Genomic DNA, 15,762 nt, shown 5'->3' with positions numbered 1-15,762 from the left:
CATGGAGCCACAAGTTGCAAGGCTGGAGTTCCGTGAGGCGATGGCGCGGGTCTGTGCGCCGGTCAACATCGTCACGACTGATGGTCCGGCCGGCCGCGGCGGCTTCACTGCGACCGCCATGTGCAGCGTTTCCGACGATCCGCCGACGCTGCTTGTGTGCATGAACGAGCGCTCGGCGCAGACCGGCCTGTTCCTCGCCAACCAGCGTTTCTGCGTCAACGTGCTGACGCAGTTACACACCCATCTGGCGGCAAAGTTCGCCGGCACGATCCGCGACATGAGCGAGCGCTACAATGCGGCAAGATGGCAGACCATGCCGTCCGGCATGCCGGCGCTGCTCGACGCCATCGTCAGCTTCGATTGCGAGATCGGCGACGTGAACAAGGTTGGCACGCACAATGTGATGTTCGGCCGCGTCGTCGACATCCGCCACGGCAGCGACGAGGCGGCGCTGCTCTATGTCGGCCGCAACTACATGCAGCCGAGCGCACTCGGCAGTTTTGGCGGGTAGAGGCTGTCAGGTCTGGTTTTCGGATGATTCCGACTGAATCAGGCTTTCGAGCAGGTCGAGCAGGTGCTCATGCTGTTCGGCGCCGTAGCGCTGCTCGATCGCATCGTAGATGGCGATGCGCTCGGGCGACAAATCCTCGATCAGCGCCAGCCCGGCCGGGCTGATTGCGAGCAGCGCCCGGCGACCGTCATCCTTGACCTTGTTGCGGGTGATGAACTGCCGTTCCTCCATCGCCTTGATGATGCGGGTCAGGCTGGGCGGAAGGATCGAGGCGCGATTGGCAAGTTCGGTTGCCTCGAGCGGCCCGGCTTCGGCAAGCACACGCAGCACGCGCCACTGCTGCTCAGTGATGTCGTGTCGGGCAAGCATCGGCCGGAAATGCGCCATGATCACTTCGCGGGCGCGAAGCAGAGCCATGGGCAGGGAGCGGCGGGTGCTGGGCGGTAGCAAGGTCAGGTCTCCAAAAAATTCCAATTCCGGTACGACTCGCACCACACAATGAGGCTCGGATCGCAGCTATATCCGCGATTTCGCCGGGGGCGGCAATCCCACCATCGGGAGCTGTATCTGCATAGAGAACGACACTTGACATTCCGCCGTCAAGATGTAATTCACATGTTAATTACAAGGTGGAGGAAACCTTGCCACATATGGTGATCGAATATTCGGCGAATCTCGACGCCAAGGTCGACATCAGCGCGCTTTGCACGCTGGTCGCTCGCACCATCCTCGAAACCGGCCTGTTCGAACATGGCGCGGTGAGGGTACGCGCTTTCTGCGCCGAGGCATACGCGATCGCCGATCGCCTCCCGGAGAACGGGTTCATCGACATGAACTTCCGCATCGGCAAGGGCCGCAGCGCCGAGGAAAAGAAACGCACCGGCGAGGCGATCTTCACTACTGTTTCGGATCATCTCGCATCTCTGTTCACGACGCCGCATTTCGCGCTGTCGCTGGAGATCCGCGAGATCGATGCCGAACTAAGCTGGAAGAAGAATGCCATCCACCCGCGCCTGGGCGGCAAGTGACAGGAACCCATATCATGGCGGCATTGGACGACAATCTGAGAAAGGCCGAGGCCTATCTCGAGCGCTTCAGAAGCGCTGGCGTGCTCAACCAGATCGGCGGCGAAGCCGTGCCGGCCGCCGACGGCTCGACATACGAGACGCTGTCGCCAATCGACCTGAAGCCGATCGCCAAGGTGGCACGCGGCAAGGCCGCCGACATCGACCGCGCCGCCAAAGCGGCGAAGGCTGCCTTCCGCGACTGGGCGGCGATATCAGGCGACGCCCGCAAGAAGCAGTTGCACAAAATAGCCGACGCCATCGTCGCGCGGGCCGAGGAAATCGCTTTCGTCGAATGCATGGACACCGGCCAGTCATTGAAGTTCATGGCCAAGGCAGCGCTGCGCGGCGCGGAGAACTTCCGCTTCTACGCCGACCGCGCGCCGGAGGCCCGCGACGGCCACGCGATCCGCGCACCGAACCAGGTCAACATGACGACGCGCGTGCCGGTCGGCCCGGTCGGCGTGATCACGCCGTGGAACACACCTTTCATGCTGTCGACCTGGAAGATCGCGCCGGCGCTCGCCGCCGGCTGTACGATCGTCCACAAGCCAGCCGAGTTCTCGCCGCTGACGGCACGGCTATTGGTCGAGATCGCCGAGGAGGCCGGCCTGCCGAAGGGCGTGTGGAACCTCGTCAACGGCTTTGGCGAGGACGCCGGCAGAGCGCTGACCGAACACCCCGACATCAAGGCGATCGGCTTCGTCGGCGAAAGCCGCACCGGCTCGATGATCATGAAGCAGGGTGCCGACACGCTGAAGCGCGTGCATTTCGAGCTCGGCGGCAAGAACCCGATCATCGTCTTTGCCGATGCCGACCTGGAGCGGGCCGCCGACGCTGCCGTCTTCATGATCTATTCGCTGAACGGCGAGCGCTGCACCTCGTCCTCACGCCTGCTGGTCGAGGAAAGCATCTACGACAAGTTCACCGCGCTGGTGGCGGAGAAGGCCAAGCGCATCAGGATAGGCCATCCGCTCGACCCCGAAACCGTGGTTGGCCCACTGATCCATCCGGCGCATGAGGAAAAGGTGCTGTCCTATATCGAGATCGGCAAGTCGGAAGGCGCTGTCGTCGCCGCCGGCGGCGGCAAGTTCGCCGGTCCGGGCGGCGGCTGCTATGTCAGCCCGACGCTGTTCGTCGGCGCCACCAACAAGATGCGCATCGCCCAGGAAGAGATATTCGGACCCGTGCTGACCGCCATCTCGTTCAAGGACGAGGCCGAGGCGCTGGCGCTGGCCAACGACACGCAATACGGCCTGACCGGCTATCTCTGGACCTCGGACGTCACCCGCGCCTTCCGCTTCACCGACGCGCTCGACGCCGGCATGATCTGGGTCAATTCGGAGAATATGCGCCACCTGCCGACGCCGTTCGGCGGCGCCAAGAACTCAGGCATCGGCCGCGACGGCGGCGACTGGTCGTTCGATTTCTACATGGAAACCAAGAACATCGCGTTCGCCACGGCGCCGCATTCCATCCAGAAGCTCGGCGGCTGACCGGAGACCCCAACGATGCCCTTGCCCACACCCAATCTCTACCCGGCATTCAACATCGTGCGGCTCAGCCACGTCGAGCTGGCTGTTACGGACCTCGGTAAGTCGCGCGCGTTCTATGTCGACACGCTCGGCCTGCAGGTGACCGACGAGACCAAGGACGCCATCTATCTGCGCGCCATGGAAGAGCGCGGCCACCATTGCATCGTGCTCAGGAAAGGTGCCGCGCCGGAAGCCCGCGACCTCGGCTTCAAGCTGTTTTCCGACGACGATCTCGACAAGGCCGAGCACTTCTTCAAAGCCAGGGGTCTGCCTGTGAAATGGGTCGAGCGGCCCTACCAGTCGCGTACCTTCCGCACCCGCGACCCGCACGGCATTCCGCTCGAATTCTATTCCAGAATGGAGCGGCTGCCGCCGATCCATCAGAAGTATGCGCTGTACAAAGGCGTCAAGCCGCTGCGCATCGACCACTTCAACTGCTTCTCGCCCAATGTCGATGAATCGGTGGCGTTCTACAACGAGCTCGGCTTCCGCGTGACCGAGTACACGGAGGATGCCGCGACCGGAAGACTTTGGGCGGCATGGACGCACCGCAAGGGCGGTGTCCACGACATCGCCTTCACCAACGGCATTGGCCCACGCCTGCACCACGTCGCCTTCTGGGTGCCGACACCGCTCAACATCATCGATCTGCTCGACCTGATGGCCACCACCGGCTGGCTGCCGAACATCGAGCGCGGCCCCGGCCGGCACGGCATCTCCAACGCCTTCTTCCTCTATATCCGTGATCCCGACAATCACCGCATCGAGATCTATTGCTCGGACTACCAGACGGTAGATCCCGACCTAGAGCCGATCAAATGGGACCTCAAGGACCCGCAGCGCCAGACGCTGTGGGGCGCACCGGCGCCGAAGAGCTGGTTCGAGGAAGGCAGCACCTTTGCCGGCGTCGAGCCGCGCAAGTCCGATCTGGCGGCCTCGCCGATCGTCGCGCCGTGACGTCGGCTAACTGCAGGGGAAACAAATGAGCGCGGCACGTCTCGCCACCTTCACCGTTGGCGGCAAAACGCGCTACGGCGCAATCACCGACAAGGGCGGCGTCGACCTGTCGGCGCGACACGCACAGTGGCCGAGTTTGCGCGAGGTGATAGAGGCCGGCGCACTGCGACGGCTGGCGGAAGAGGCGGACGCTTTCGCCGCCGATTTCCCGCTCGACGCCATCGCCTACGAGATACCCGTCCCCTCGCCCGAAAAGATCATCTGCGTCGGCGTCAACTATCCGGACCGCAACGAGGAGTACAAGGACGGACAGGCCGCACCCTCGAACCCGTCGCTGTTCATCCGCTTCCCGCGCTCCTTCGTCGGCCATGGCAGGCCCCTCGTGCGGCCGTCGGAATCGCCGCAGCTCGATTATGAGGGCGAGATCGTCATCGTCATCGGCAAGGGCGGCCGCAGGATCGCCGAGGCGGATGCGCTGGGCCATATCGCAGCACTTTCGCTCTGCAACGAGGGCACCATCCGCGACTGGGTGCGCCACGCCAAGTTCAATGTCACCCAGGGCAAGAACTTCGACCTGACCGGCTCTATCGGCCCCTGGCTGGTGCCGTTCACCGACGAGGCACAGATCGCCGACATCGCGCTGACCACGCGCGTCAATGGCGAGGTTCGCCAGCAGGACCGCACCGGCCGCATGATCTTTTCCTTCCGCAAGATCATCAACTACATCTCGACCTTCACCACGCTGGCGCCGGGCGACATCATCGTCACCGGCACGCCGACCGGCGCCGGCGCCCGGTTCGACCCGCCAATCTGGCTGAAGCCGGGCGATGTGATCGAGGTCGAGGCCGACGGCATTGGCTTGCTCAGCAACGGCGTCGTCGACGAAGGGACCGGTCGATGATGACGCCGGAACAGGTCGACGACGCGGCCGCGAGGCTGTTCGAGGCCGAGCGCGACCGCCGCCAGATCAGGCTGCTCAGCCTCGATTTCCCCGGGGCGACGATGGATGACGCCTATCTCGTCCAGGCGGCGCTGGTGAAACGAAAAGTGGCCTCGGGCCTGACGATCAAAGGCTGGAAGATCGGCCTGACCTCCAAGGCGATGCAGTCGGCGCTCGCCATCGACATTCCGGATTCCGGTGTGCTGTTCGACGACATGTTCTTCGATGACGGCGGCACCGTTCCAGCCGGCCGCTTCATCCAGCCGCGCATCGAGGCCGAGATCGCCTTCGTCATGAAGGCGTCGCTGGCCGGTCCGGACGTGTCGATCGACGACGTGCTCGACGCCACCGACTACATCACGCCGGCGCTGGAGATCCTCGACACCCGTATCGAGCGCGTCAACAAGGAGAGCGGCAGGATACGGACCTTCTTCGACACCATCTCCGACAATGCCGCCAATGCCGGCGTCGTCGTCGGCGGCCGTCGTGCCGGACCGCGCGAGGCCGACCTGCGCTGGATCGGCGCCATCCTGTCGCGCAATGGCGAGGTCGAAGAGACCGGGCTCGGCGCCGGGGTGCTCGATCATCCGGCGAAGGGCATCGCCTGGCTGGCCAACCGGCTGCATCAGTACGGCATGCAGATATCCGCCGGACAGGTCGTGCTGTCGGGCTCGTTCATCCGGCCCGTGGAGTGTCGCCACAGTGACACTATCGCTGCCGATTTCGGACCCTATGGAGCGATCCGCATCACCTTTGCCCGCTAGCGGCAATTCCTCCATAGCCCGCTGACCCGACTTGCCGGCGGCGTGCTGAAACAGAACCCGGAAGAGCCCGAAAGGGTGTCGGCACTCCTTGCCAGCCTTCAAAGTATCGGCGCCGAAATCCGGGTGCCGCGCGAACAACCGTTCGATGCCATCGCTTTGCTGGACGATCAGGATTAACTCGACTTCCATCGCTGGCCGCGTTCCTGAAAGGCTTTATTACGCGATAGACCACGATCCGCTGACGCGCTTTTGCGCTCCTGTTTCAATCCGAGCCGCTGTCCCGAGCCGCTGTGCAGTTTTGGGCAACATGCGTTTGATCGACAAACCCGTGGCCAGAAGCCGAGGGGTTCCTTGTCGGGACGGCCGGCGCTATCGATTCGAGCGGCCGAGCGCTGTGGACGCAATCAGCAAAACGATCGAGGCGGCGATCAGCACTGTGGCAGCAGCCGCGATGGTCGGCGTCAGCGTGTCGCGCGCGATGGTGAACATCTCGCGCGGCAAGGTGCGTTGTCCGGGACCGGCGAGGAACATCGTCACCACGACTTCGTCGAGCGAGGTGGCGAAGGCAAACAGCGCGCCCGACGCGATGCCCGGCAGAATGACCGGAAGCGTGACTTTGCGGAAGGTGAGGAAGGGTGGCGCCCCCATGCTGGCGGCCGCCCAGAGCAGCCGCCTGTCGAGACCGGTGAGAACGGCCGAGACGGTCACCACGACGAAGGGAACGGCGAGCGAGGTATGCCGAGGATGAGGCCGGGAAGGGTCGCGGTCAGGCCGGCCATCGAGAAGACGAAATACAGGCCGACGCCGACGATGACCACCGGCGCGATCATCGGCACCAGCAGCAAGGCGGAGATCGTGCGCCGACCTGGCAGATTAGGCGCCGCGAGGCCGAGCGCGGCCATGGTGCCTAGCGGCGTCGCCAAAAGTGTCGTCGAGACAGCCAGAACCAGGCTGTTGCGCAGGGCATCCATCCAGGTCTGCATCGAGAAGAACTCGCGGTACCATTTCAGCGACCAGCCGGTGATGGGAAAGGTGAAATCGCCGCTGCTCTTGAACGAGAACAGCACGATGATGATCAGCGGCGCCATGAGGAAAGCCAGCACCATCATGGCCGTCAGCCCGAGGCCGAAGCGGCCAAGCCGGCTGGTGGTGGTTGACCGCGGGGAGGACATCCGGGCCTCCTAGCGCAGACCGGCGCCGCTGCGGCTGAGCAGCGCGTTCTGGATGGCATAAAGCGAGAGCGTGACGACCAGCATTGTTCTTTCTCGGCGGCGTCGTCGGCGCTGTGGGTTTCAAGCATGTCGGCTTCGCGGCGACGTTGTTTCTGGCGGCCATTCTCCTCGTGCTGGCCTCCATGCCAGTCCTGGAGGACGTCTCCGTTCGCATGAGGCGGCTTTGGCAGTAGCGCTGCAGAGCTTTGCCGCATGCAAGATTTGGCAGCACATTCGCGAAGGCGCTGTTCCTGGATTTCGGCAGCTATCTGTTTTGGCCGATCCTGAAGCACGAACACGATGAGATCGGCCCAACGGCAAGAGCAAGCGAACTCAGCCATACCCACTCATAGCGTAGAGTGAGGTCGAAGAGATAGCCGACGCGCCCGCGGCGGCTCCAATCGAGTGGCCGGCCGAGATAAGGCCCATCGCCGGCGCCATCACGCGCAATCCGAGATGGCTGGCGACAAGACTGGCCGTGACGGGAATGGCCGCATGGCTTTGGTTTCGAGGCGCAGGGCGTATCGCCCGGTTTTCTACAGCCTCAAGACAGATGCGTCACGCATCACTAATTGAATGCGTCGCATTTTAATATATGCTGCAAGACGTAGAGATAATATCTCAAAGCTGATCAAAAAGGGGGATGCGACCGTGATAACTGCTCCACAGTTGCGTGCCGCGAGGGCGCTCCTTGGCATCGACCAGCGCAGGCTTGCCGAATTGTCCGGTCTTTCCGTGCCGACAATTCAACGCATGGAAGCCAGCGAGTCGATTATTCGGGGTAACGTCGATTCTCTCATGAAGCTGATCGGGGCACTTGACCTCGCCGGCGTGGAATTGATCGCTGAAGGCGCCTCCAGCCAAATCGGCGGGCGCGGCGTGCGACTGAAAGCGGATTTCGACCCCGCCAAAATTCTTGGCGGGGTCGATACGAATGCCAAACTCCCCGTGAGGAGCGTGGCGTGATTTCGGGGGCCGCGGTCCTCCTGTGGGGCGTTGCTGCGCTCCTGGGGACTGCGGTGCTTGCGATTGCGGAAAGCCGCAGATCGGACTCGGGAACACGCCTGATCTACGGCTTGACGCTAGGTATATCGGCGGCCGTGCTCATGGTTGTCGCGAGCCGCATCGCCGACAATCCCGTCACCCCGTCGACTGTGGTGTTGCCTCTTGGATTGCCATGGATTGGCGCTCATTTCCGTTTGGATGCGCTCTCGACTTTCTTCCTCATCGTCGTCAACTTCGGCGGCTCCATGGCCAGCCTTTATGGCCTCGGCTACGGCAGGCATGAGTCTGCGCCGCATCGGGTGCTGCCGTTCTTCCCGGCTTTCCTAGCCGGAATGAACCTTGTCGTGGTGGCCGACGACGCCTTCACTTTCCTGCTTTCCTGGGAATTCATGTCGCTCGCCTCCTGGGCGCTCGTCATGGCGCACCATCGCGAGCAGGACAATGCGCGGGCGGGCTACATCTATCTCGTGATGGCGAGCTTCGGCACACTCGCGCTGCTGCTTGCGTTCGGCCTGCTCGCCGGATCCGATGGAACCTACACATTCGACGCGATGCGAGCCGCCGACCCCACCCCGTTCGCCGCTGCTTTCGTCCTGGTTCTCATGCTGCTGGGCGCCGGCTCCAAGGCTGGACTTGTCCCGCTGCACGTTTGGCTGCCACTCGCTCATCCGGCCGCGCCAAGCCAAGTCTCGGCTCTCATGAGCGGCGTGATGACCAAGGTCGCAGTCTATGGCTTTATACGCGTTATTTTCGATCTGCTCGATGAGCCGGCATGGTGGTCGGGCGTTGCCGTGCTTTTCCTTGGCGGCCTGACGGCGGTTCTCGGCATCCTCTACGCGCTGATGGAAAAGGACCTGAAGCGACTGCTTGCCTATAGCACCATTGAAAACATCGGCGTCATCTTCGTAAGCCTTGGTCTCGCGCTCGCTTTCAAGGCGAACGCCATGCCATCGGCTGCAGCGCTGGCGCTCACCGCCGCGCTGTTCCACGTCCTCAACCATTCCTTTTTCAAGAGCCTGCTGTTTTTCGGCGCGGGCGCCGTGCTGACGGCAACCGGAGAGCGGGATATGGAGAAGCTGGGCGGTCTCATCCACCGCATGCCCTTTACAAGTTTTGCCTTTCTCGTCGGTTGCGTCGCGATCTCGGCACTTCCACCCTTCAACGGCTTCGTCTCCGAATGGCTGGCCTTTCAGGCCATATTGCAGAGCCCCGATCTGCCACAATGGGGACTTAAGGTCATGGTGCCCGCCGTTGGCGGTCTGCTGGCGCTGTCGGCGGCACTGGCCGCGGCCTGCTTCGTAAAGGCGTTCGGGATTACATTCCTCGGCCGGCCACGCTCGGCCGCGGTGGAACTGGCGCATGAGGTCGACCGCTACTCGCTGGCGGCAATGTTCATTCTCGCTGCCCTTTGTCTCCTGGCCGGCATTCTGCCCGGTCTTGTGATAGACGGCCTCTCATCGGTGACACTGCCACTGATCGGCAGCCGGATGCCTGTGCAGATGGCCCAGCCCTGGCTGTCTATCGTGCCGATTGCAGCGAGCCGCAGTTCCTACAACGGCCTGTTGGTGTTCCTGTTCATCGCCTTTTCCGCATCCGCTGCGGCATATGTGATCCATCGCTTTGCATCACATGCACTCCGTCGGGGTCCCGCCTGGGGTTGTGGCTTCCCGGATGTGGTCCCGAGCTCGCAGTACACGGCCGTCAGCTTCGCGCAGCCGATCCGCCGCGTCTTCGGCACGTTCGTATTCCGTGCAAGGGAAACCGTCGAAATGCCGGCACCTGGCGAGACCGGTCCGGCTCGTCTGAATGTCGAAATGCATGATGTGATCTGGGAGACGCTGTACCTGCCTATCGGCCGGGCCCTCGACTTTGCGACCGACCACCTCAACCATCTGCAGTTCCTGACGATCAGGCGCTACCTGACCCTCGTCTTTCTCTTTCTCATTGTCCTGCTCCTGGTGCTCGCACTATGGCCGTGATTCTCGAGTTGGCCGTTCAAGGCGCGCAGATGGCGCTGGTGCTTTTGCTGGCGCCGCTCCTGACCGGATTCGTGCGCAAGGTGAAGGCACGGCTCTTGCGCCGCCAGGGTCCTTCCCTGATCCAACCTTACCGCGATCTCTTGCGGCTGATGCGCAAGGAAGTCGTTCTGGCGGACAACGCATCCTGGCTGTTTCGCGTGACGCCCTATCTGATCTTTGCCACCACCTGGGTCGGCGCGGCGCTCATCCCGACATTCGCCGCCGGCCTCACATTCAGTTGGACCGCCGATCTCATAGCCATTGTCGCACTGCTGGGAAGCGCCCGGTTCTTCCTGGCGCTGGCAGGCATGGACGTCGGCACGAGCTTCGGCGGCATCGGCTCGAGCCGCGAGGTGATGATCGCTTCGCTGGCCGAACCCGCCATGCTGCTCATCGTGTTCAGCCTGGCGCTCGTCGCGGGTGCTACGCAACTCTCAACGGTCGCCGCCTTCATGGGGTCACCGGAGGTTGGCTTGCGGGTGTCGCTCGGGATGTCGCTCATCGCCCTCGTGATGGTGGCGATCGCCGAAAACGCCCGCATACCCGTGGACAACCCATCGACCCATCTGGAACTCACCATGGTTCATGAGGCGATGGTGCTGGAATATTCCGGTCGCCATCTGGCGATGATCGAGTTTGCCGCCTTCCTCAAGCTTCTGCTCTATGTGTCGCTGATTTCCTGCGTCTTCCTACCTTGGGGACTGGCGAGCGCCGGGGCAGGACTGGAATCCCTTGCTCCGGGTGTCGTCGCCTATGTCGGCAAGCTTGCCGTCTGTGGCGTTCTCCTCGCCGTGTTTGAGACTGCCATCGCCAAGATGCGCGTCTTCCGCGTCCCGGATTTCCTCGGGGCAGCGCTGATGCTGGCCCTGCTCGGCACGCTCCTGCTGTTCGTCTCACGGAGCCTCTGATGAACGGCCTCACCTTCGACATCGCTCACCTGCTCGCCGGCGGCCTGGTGCTGGTCAGTTTCATGATGCTGTATCAGGATCGCCTCTTTGCTCTGATCAACGTTTTTGCGCTTCATGCAATCGTGCTGGCCCTGTCCGTAGCTTGGCAGGCATACATTCAGGACGCGCATCATCTCTACGTCACGGCGGCGATCGCCCTCGTCTTCAAGGCGATCGTCATTCCTGTCGGGCTTCATCGCATCATTCAGCGGCTCGGCATCCATCGTGACGTCGAGACCGCCGTCGGCATCGGTACGACGATGCTTGCGGGGATAGGCCTGGTGACCTTGTCCATGGTCCTGATGCTGCGCGTCACTCCCGAGGCTGATCCCCTCGCCCGCGAGGACCTGGCTTTCGCGCTGTCCATCATTTTGCTGGGGCTGCTGGTGATGGTCACCCGCCGCAACGCCGTCAGCCAAGTTGTCGGATTCATGTCGCTCGAGAACGGTCTGGTCCTCGCCGCCACGGGGGCCAAGGGCATGCCTCTGGTCGTCGAGATCAGTGTCGCCTTCTCGATCCTTATCGCCTTCATCGTCATCGGAGTCTTCCTGTTCCGCATCCGCGAGAGGTTCGACTCGGTGGATGTCGGCGCGCTCGACGACTACAGGGGAGAACACCGTTGACCGCGTTTTCCCTCGATGCGGTGGCCGCCATTTTGCTGATACCGGTCTTCGCGGCCGCACTTCTGGCGGCGCTGCCGAAATACCGGATATCGGCGGGCGTCAATGTCGCGGCGAGCTTGCTGACCTTGCTCGCCGCACTGTCGCTTCTTGTCACCGACCGCCCGCAGCCTGGGCAGTATCTGCTCGTCGACGATCTCAATATCGTCTTCATCGTGCTCAACACATTCGTCGGCTTCACCACCAGCGTCTTCAGCGCTTCCTACATTGCCCACGAACTGGAGAGCGGGCGGCTGACAGTCCCGAACTTGCGGTTTTATCACGCAATGTACCAGGTCATGATGTTCGGCATGAACCTGGCGTTCGTGTCGAACAATATTGGCTTGATGTGGGTGGCGGTGGAGCTTGCCACGCTGACCACCGTGCTCATGGTCGGCATCTACCGCACGCACGAAGCGCTGGAGGCAGCCTGGAAATATTTCATTCTGGGCAGCGTCGGCATCGCGCTCGCACTGTTCGGTACCATCCTCGTCTACATGGCTGCACAGCCGGTTGTTGGCGAGGGGACGAATGCGATGGTCTGGACGGTGCTCATCGCTCACGCCGCGCGCTTCGATCCGGCTCTGCTCAATGTCGCCTTCATCTTTCTGCTGCTCGGCTACGGGACGAAGGTCGGCCTTGCGCCCTTACATGCCTGGCTGCCAGACGCGCATGCTGAGGGTCCAACGCCGATTTCCGCAGTGCTGTCGGGCTTGCTGTTAAACGTCGCACTCTATGCCGTGCTGCGCTTCAAGCTATTGCTCGCGGCAAGCCCGGAAGCGATCGCTCCTGGGCCATTGATGATCACGATGGGACTGACGTCGCTTGTCTTCGCGGCCTTCATGCTCTACCGCCGCCGCGACATCAAACGCCTGTTCGCGTACTCCTCGATCGAGCACATGGGCATCATCGTGTTCGCCTTCGGCATAGGAGGCCCGCTCGCCAATTTTGCCGGGCTGCTGCACATGGTCATGCACAGCCTGACCAAGTCGGCGATCTTTTTCACGGTCGGCCACATTGCCCAGGTCAAGGGGACACAGAACATCGCCGAAATCCGGGGACTGACGGAAACACATCCTGCCCTTGGCTGGGCGCTCGTCATCGGCGTCGTTGCCATTGCCGGCCTCCCTCCGCTCGGTATCTTCATGAGCGAATTCCTGGTCGTGAGTTCGACATTTGCAAGACACCCTCTTTTGGCGATGCCCTTGGTTTTCGGGATTCTGCTCGCTTTCGGCGCCCTGCTGCTTCGACTGACCGGCGTCGCTTTCGGCGAACCGCGCGGCAGCACTGCACCCGCCGAGGCGTCCTACATTCCAATGTATTCCCACTTGGCGTTGGTGTTTGCCGCCGGCATCTATCTGCCGCCACCGCTGGTCACATGGTTCCAGCACGTCGCAAGTATCCTGGGGTGAGCAGAGGAGAGAAAGAGCATGCCCGCGCTGATCGACCTCATCCTTGCTGGCCAACGTGTCGAAAATCATTTCCCGTGGTCACGCGCCGTGGTGACTCCGAAAAAATGGGGCTTTGCCGTCGAGCAACTGGCCGAGGGCCACTGGAGCTTGCTCGGCCTATGGGGTGAGCCAGGCGCCGTCCACATGGCACTTCTCGATGAAAGCGCCGGGGACATCGGCGTCGTCAGCCTGGAATGCCCCAGTGGCCGCTACCCATCGGTCGGCCGGCTGCATCCGCCCGCATTGCGGCTCGAACGTGCGGCTGCTGACCTGTTCGGGCTCCTGCCACAAGGCGCGCCTGATACGAGACGGTGGCTTGATCATGGCCATTGGGGTGTCAGCTATCCGTTGAGTACCCGCGTCCGGACGTCTGCCGCGACAGCCTTCCCGTACAGTTTCCTGCCTGCCGAGGGGGAGAGCCTGCATCAGATCCCGGTCGGGCCCGTGCATGCCGGCATCATCGAGCCGGGCCATTTCCGGTTCACGGCGAGCGGTGAAACGGTCGTCCGGCTGGAGCAGCGCCTCGGATACGCGCACAAGGGTATAGAAGGCCTGATGGCGGGGTCCGACATCGACCGTGCAGCCAAATTGGCGGGCAGAACCTCTGGCGACAGTACCGTGGCATACTCCCTCGCTTTTGCCCGCGCGGTCGAGGCGGCCCTGGGTGTCCAGGTTCCCCCACGCGCGGTCTGGCTGCGAGCGCTCATGGCCGAGTTGGAGCGCCTGGCCAATCATCTGGGCGACATCGGCGCTATCTGCAATGATGCCGCCTTCGCGCTCATGCATGCCCACTGTGGGGTGCTGCGTGAGCGCGTATTGCGGGCAAGCGATGCTGCCTTCGGTCATCGTTTGATGCGCGACTGCATCGTGCCCGGAGGCGTGGCAAGCTTCCTGAGCGATGAGGGCACGACAGCGCTCAGGTCCCTGATCGCAGAGATCAGGCAGCGGTTTCCCGCGCTGGTCGAGCTCTACGACAACACGGCGTCGCTGCAGGATCGGACTGTCGCAACTGGCCGGCTGAAGGTGGAACTCGCTCGTCAATATCGCGCCGGAGGCTACGTTGGCCGGGCCTCCGGTCGGGACTTCGATGCCCGACGCAATCTCGCTTATCCACCCTATGGCGAACTCGCCTTCGATGTACCTCTCCTCCAGGAAGGCGATGTGAACGCCCGTGTATGGATTCGTATCCACGAGGTCGAACAGAGCCTGTCCCTGATCGAACAAGTCCTGCGACAACTGCCAGAGGGGCCGATCCGCGTCGATTTCGCGCAGACAAACCGATCGCATGAAGGCATGGCGCTCGTCGAAGGTTTCCGCGGCGACATTCTGGCCTGGCTGCGCATTGGCAAGGGCGGCTTGGTCGAGCGCTGTCACCTCCGTGATCCGTCATGGTTTCAATGGCCGCTCCTTGACGCGGCGATCGAAGGAAACATCGTTGCCGACTTTCCGCTGTGCAACAAATCGTTCAACTGCTCTTATTCGGGCCATGATCTCTGAAGGCACGCTGTCATGCGCAAGCTTCTTTTTGAAAGCCTGATACGCCCCCCTCTCACCGAGCGTCCGCCGTTGGCAAGCAGCACGGCAGTCGACGAACTCGCACGCGCGCTCGATGGGGCTGCTCACAAACGATTGGGGCGAAGCCTGTCGATCCGGGCGGTCGATGCCGGTTCCTGCAACGGCTGCGAACTTGAGATGCACGCGCTGAACAACGCCTTCTATGACATCGAGCGTTTTGGGATCCGGTTCGTCGCATCACCGCGCCATGCCGATGTACTGCTCGTCACCGGGCCGGTCACAAAAAACATGCGCGAGGCATTGAAGCGGACCTACGACGCAACACCCAACCCAAAATGGGTGGTCGCACTGGGAGATTGCGCAGGCAATGGCGGCTGTTTCGCCGGCAGCTATGCGGTGGTGCGCGGAGTGTCCGAGGCCTTGCCTGTCGATCTGCACATTCCAGGTTGTCCGCCGCCGCCAATCGAAATTCTGAAAGGCCTGCTCGCCTTGCTTGAGGGCGTGAATTCCAAGACTGGTGCTGCCCGAAGGTGACTATGTAGAGGCTTTGCCAAGGTTGGCCTTGTCGCTGCATAGATCCAACCAATGCGTAGCCGTGAGTTTAAGGGCATCAGCCAACCTCTGTCCCAAAATTGGAAGGCGCTCGGCGGCGAGAACGGCTAGTCTAAAACGCCTGCTTTTTCGCCGGCAGCCCAGCGCTTTCGATCGAAGGGGAACCCGTTCCCTAGTCCGAAATGGTTACTTGCGCTGCAGCTAATGTAGTTACAATCTTGTGCAGTCGGAAGCTGCATGGGCCGGCCAGGCGCGAATACCGCCTTCGCCGGCGTCTTAAGGCAGTCGACCACATTTTTGCGGTGCTCTAAGGGGGAAACAATGAGATTGACGATTGTTTGCGCGGCAATTGTGATTGCCGTATCCACCGCCGCCGTTGCGCACGAGAAAAAGAGAGTGGTCAGTACAGAAGTAACGTCGGCCGGCGCCGACCTGTCGGGCAGCACGATCAAGAAAAACAGGGAAACAAAATTGGATTGCAGTTCAACCGGAACTGTCTCCAGCGCGATTTCGAAAGACAAATCGGAGCCGCGCCTGGGCTATGAAACAGTTAATCCTGCAATCATATCGATCTATTAGCTGAGGAAATAGCAGGCAGGTCTATCGGCGCTCAGGCTTCGGGAGCAGGGCACG

The 15,762-nt window shown here is 62.3% G+C and carries 19 protein-coding genes; 16 read left to right on the top strand and 3 right to left on the bottom strand.

The window, feature by feature from the left end; translation table 11 throughout:
* Position 1 precedes the first annotated feature (1 nt).
* Positions 2-511, top strand: coding sequence for a flavin reductase (locus tag NKH28_RS23115; RefSeq protein WP_352469640.1), 510 nt, complete (start codon positions 2-4; stop codon positions 509-511).
* Between the two features lie 6 nt (positions 512-517).
* On the opposite strand, the gene hpaR is transcribed toward NKH28_RS23115, so the two are convergent.
* Positions 518-928: a homoprotocatechuate degradation operon regulator HpaR gene (gene hpaR / locus NKH28_RS23110; RefSeq protein ID WP_352831300.1), complete on the bottom strand. Its 411-nt coding sequence runs from the start codon at positions 926-928 to the stop codon at positions 518-520.
* A gap of 224 nt (positions 929-1,152) precedes the next feature.
* Between hpaR and NKH28_RS23105 the strand changes: the two genes are divergently transcribed.
* The 6 genes from NKH28_RS23105 to NKH28_RS23080 are packed head-to-tail and all read left to right on the top strand — an operon-like array spanning position 1,153 to position 5,948.
* The gene (locus NKH28_RS23105; protein ID WP_352980513.1) at positions 1,153-1,539 is read left to right on the top strand and encodes a 5-carboxymethyl-2-hydroxymuconate Delta-isomerase; all 387 of its coding nucleotides are present in this window, start codon (positions 1,153-1,155) and stop codon (positions 1,537-1,539) included.
* Between the two features lie 14 nt (positions 1,540-1,553).
* Entirely contained in the window at positions 1,554-3,071 is a 1,518-nt protein-coding gene (hpaE, locus tag NKH28_RS23100; protein ID WP_352980512.1) for a 5-carboxymethyl-2-hydroxymuconate semialdehyde dehydrogenase, read from the top strand.
* Positions 3,072-3,086: 15 nt separating this feature from the next.
* Entirely contained in the window at positions 3,087-4,067 is a 981-nt protein-coding gene (hpaD, locus tag NKH28_RS23095) for a 3,4-dihydroxyphenylacetate 2,3-dioxygenase (RefSeq protein WP_352469637.1), read from the top strand.
* Between the two features lie 25 nt (positions 4,068-4,092).
* Positions 4,093-4,968, top strand: coding sequence for a fumarylacetoacetate hydrolase family protein (locus NKH28_RS23090; protein WP_352980511.1), 876 nt, complete (start codon positions 4,093-4,095; stop codon positions 4,966-4,968).
* The gene (gene hpaH / locus NKH28_RS23085; protein ID WP_352836788.1) at positions 4,965-5,771 is read left to right on the top strand and encodes a 2-oxo-hept-4-ene-1,7-dioate hydratase; all 807 of its coding nucleotides are present in this window, start codon (positions 4,965-4,967) and stop codon (positions 5,769-5,771) included. The genes NKH28_RS23090 and hpaH overlap by 4 nt, the downstream gene beginning before the upstream one ends.
* A gap of 42 nt (positions 5,772-5,813) precedes the next feature.
* Positions 5,814-5,948: a hypothetical protein gene (locus NKH28_RS23080; protein WP_352980510.1), complete on the top strand. Its 135-nt coding sequence runs from the start codon at positions 5,814-5,816 to the stop codon at positions 5,946-5,948.
* 192 nt (positions 5,949-6,140) lie between these two features.
* On the opposite strand, the gene NKH28_RS23075 is transcribed toward NKH28_RS23080, so the two are convergent.
* Positions 6,141-6,479, bottom strand: coding sequence for an ABC transporter permease (locus NKH28_RS23075; RefSeq protein ID WP_352980509.1), 339 nt, complete (start codon positions 6,477-6,479; stop codon positions 6,141-6,143).
* Complete coding sequence (locus NKH28_RS23070; RefSeq protein WP_352980508.1) at positions 6,476-6,943, bottom strand: ABC transporter permease; 468 nt, start codon at positions 6,941-6,943, stop codon at positions 6,476-6,478. Before NKH28_RS23070 ends, NKH28_RS23075 begins: the two co-directional genes overlap by 4 nt.
* Before the next feature lie 83 nt (positions 6,944-7,026).
* On the opposite strand from NKH28_RS23070, the gene NKH28_RS23065 reads away from it, so the two are divergent.
* The 9 genes from NKH28_RS23065 to NKH28_RS23025 all read left to right on the top strand — a co-directional run bounded on the left by NKH28_RS23065 (position 7,027) and on the right by NKH28_RS23025 (position 15,708).
* Entirely contained in the window at positions 7,027-7,176 is a 150-nt protein-coding gene (locus NKH28_RS23065) for a hypothetical protein (protein ID WP_352469632.1), read from the top strand.
* A 457-nt stretch (positions 7,177-7,633) separates the two neighbouring features.
* Positions 7,634-7,948 (top strand): helix-turn-helix domain-containing protein, encoded by a 315-nt coding sequence (locus NKH28_RS23060; RefSeq protein ID WP_352742228.1) that lies wholly within the window; start codon positions 7,634-7,636, stop codon positions 7,946-7,948.
* Positions 7,945-9,966, top strand: coding sequence for a hydrogenase 4 subunit B (gene hyfB / locus NKH28_RS23055; protein ID WP_502906652.1), 2,022 nt, complete (start codon positions 7,945-7,947; stop codon positions 9,964-9,966). The genes NKH28_RS23060 and hyfB overlap by 4 nt, the downstream gene beginning before the upstream one ends.
* Positions 9,957-10,913, top strand: coding sequence for a respiratory chain complex I subunit 1 family protein (locus tag NKH28_RS23050; protein ID WP_023675520.1), 957 nt, complete (start codon positions 9,957-9,959; stop codon positions 10,911-10,913). Before hyfB ends, NKH28_RS23050 begins: the two co-directional genes overlap by 10 nt.
* Positions 10,913-11,575 (top strand): hydrogenase-4 component E, encoded by a 663-nt coding sequence (locus NKH28_RS23045; protein WP_023675519.1) that lies wholly within the window; start codon positions 10,913-10,915, stop codon positions 11,573-11,575. Before NKH28_RS23050 ends, NKH28_RS23045 begins: the two co-directional genes overlap by 1 nt.
* Entirely contained in the window at positions 11,572-13,023 is a 1,452-nt protein-coding gene (locus tag NKH28_RS23040) for a hydrogenase 4 subunit F (RefSeq protein ID WP_023675518.1), read from the top strand. Before NKH28_RS23045 ends, NKH28_RS23040 begins: the two co-directional genes overlap by 4 nt.
* Before the next feature lie 18 nt (positions 13,024-13,041).
* Positions 13,042-14,559 (top strand): hydrogenase large subunit, encoded by a 1,518-nt coding sequence (locus tag NKH28_RS23035; RefSeq protein WP_352980507.1) that lies wholly within the window; start codon positions 13,042-13,044, stop codon positions 14,557-14,559.
* A 12-nt stretch (positions 14,560-14,571) separates the two neighbouring features.
* Positions 14,572-15,111, top strand: a complete 540-nt coding sequence (locus NKH28_RS23030; protein WP_352452927.1) for an NADH-quinone oxidoreductase subunit B family protein — start codon at positions 14,572-14,574, stop codon at positions 15,109-15,111.
* 339 nt (positions 15,112-15,450) lie between these two features.
* Positions 15,451-15,708 (top strand): hypothetical protein, encoded by a 258-nt coding sequence (locus NKH28_RS23025; RefSeq protein WP_352539285.1) that lies wholly within the window; start codon positions 15,451-15,453, stop codon positions 15,706-15,708.
* Positions 15,709-15,762: the final 54 nt, after the last annotated feature.

The sequence above is a fragment of the Mesorhizobium sp. M1227 genome, from assembly GCF_040318315.1.
In the GTDB taxonomy this organism is placed as follows: domain Bacteria; phylum Pseudomonadota; class Alphaproteobacteria; order Rhizobiales; family Rhizobiaceae; genus Mesorhizobium.
This window is presented reverse-complemented; position numbering and strand designations above follow the sequence as displayed.

What these genes read in the sequence shown, in the direction of transcription:
- hpaH (WP_352836788.1), top strand. Translation starts at nt 4,965, where the DNA reads ATGATGACGCCGGAACAGGTCGACGACGCGGCCGCGAGGCTGTTCGAG.
- NKH28_RS23115 (WP_352469640.1), top strand. Translation starts at nt 2, where the DNA reads ATGGAGCCACAAGTTGCAAGGCTGGAGTTCCGTGAGGCGATGGCGCGG.
- NKH28_RS23035 (WP_352980507.1), top strand. Translation starts at nt 13,042, where the DNA reads ATGCCCGCGCTGATCGACCTCATCCTTGCTGGCCAACGTGTCGAAAAT.
- NKH28_RS23070 (WP_352980508.1), bottom strand. Translation starts at nt 6,943, where the DNA reads ATGTCCTCCCCGCGGTCAACCACCACCAGCCGGCTTGGCCGCTTCGGC.
- NKH28_RS23045 (WP_023675519.1), top strand. Translation starts at nt 10,913, where the DNA reads ATGAACGGCCTCACCTTCGACATCGCTCACCTGCTCGCCGGCGGCCTG.
- hpaD (WP_352469637.1), top strand. Translation starts at nt 3,087, where the DNA reads ATGCCCTTGCCCACACCCAATCTCTACCCGGCATTCAACATCGTGCGG.
- NKH28_RS23030 (WP_352452927.1), top strand. Translation starts at nt 14,572, where the DNA reads ATGCGCAAGCTTCTTTTTGAAAGCCTGATACGCCCCCCTCTCACCGAG.
- NKH28_RS23090 (WP_352980511.1), top strand. Translation starts at nt 4,093, where the DNA reads ATGAGCGCGGCACGTCTCGCCACCTTCACCGTTGGCGGCAAAACGCGC.
- hpaR (WP_352831300.1), bottom strand. Translation starts at nt 928, where the DNA reads ATGGCTCTGCTTCGCGCCCGCGAAGTGATCATGGCGCATTTCCGGCCG.
- NKH28_RS23050 (WP_023675520.1), top strand. Translation starts at nt 9,957, where the DNA reads ATGGCCGTGATTCTCGAGTTGGCCGTTCAAGGCGCGCAGATGGCGCTG.
- NKH28_RS23025 (WP_352539285.1), top strand. Translation starts at nt 15,451, where the DNA reads ATGAGATTGACGATTGTTTGCGCGGCAATTGTGATTGCCGTATCCACC.
- hpaE (WP_352980512.1), top strand. Translation starts at nt 1,554, where the DNA reads ATGGCGGCATTGGACGACAATCTGAGAAAGGCCGAGGCCTATCTCGAG.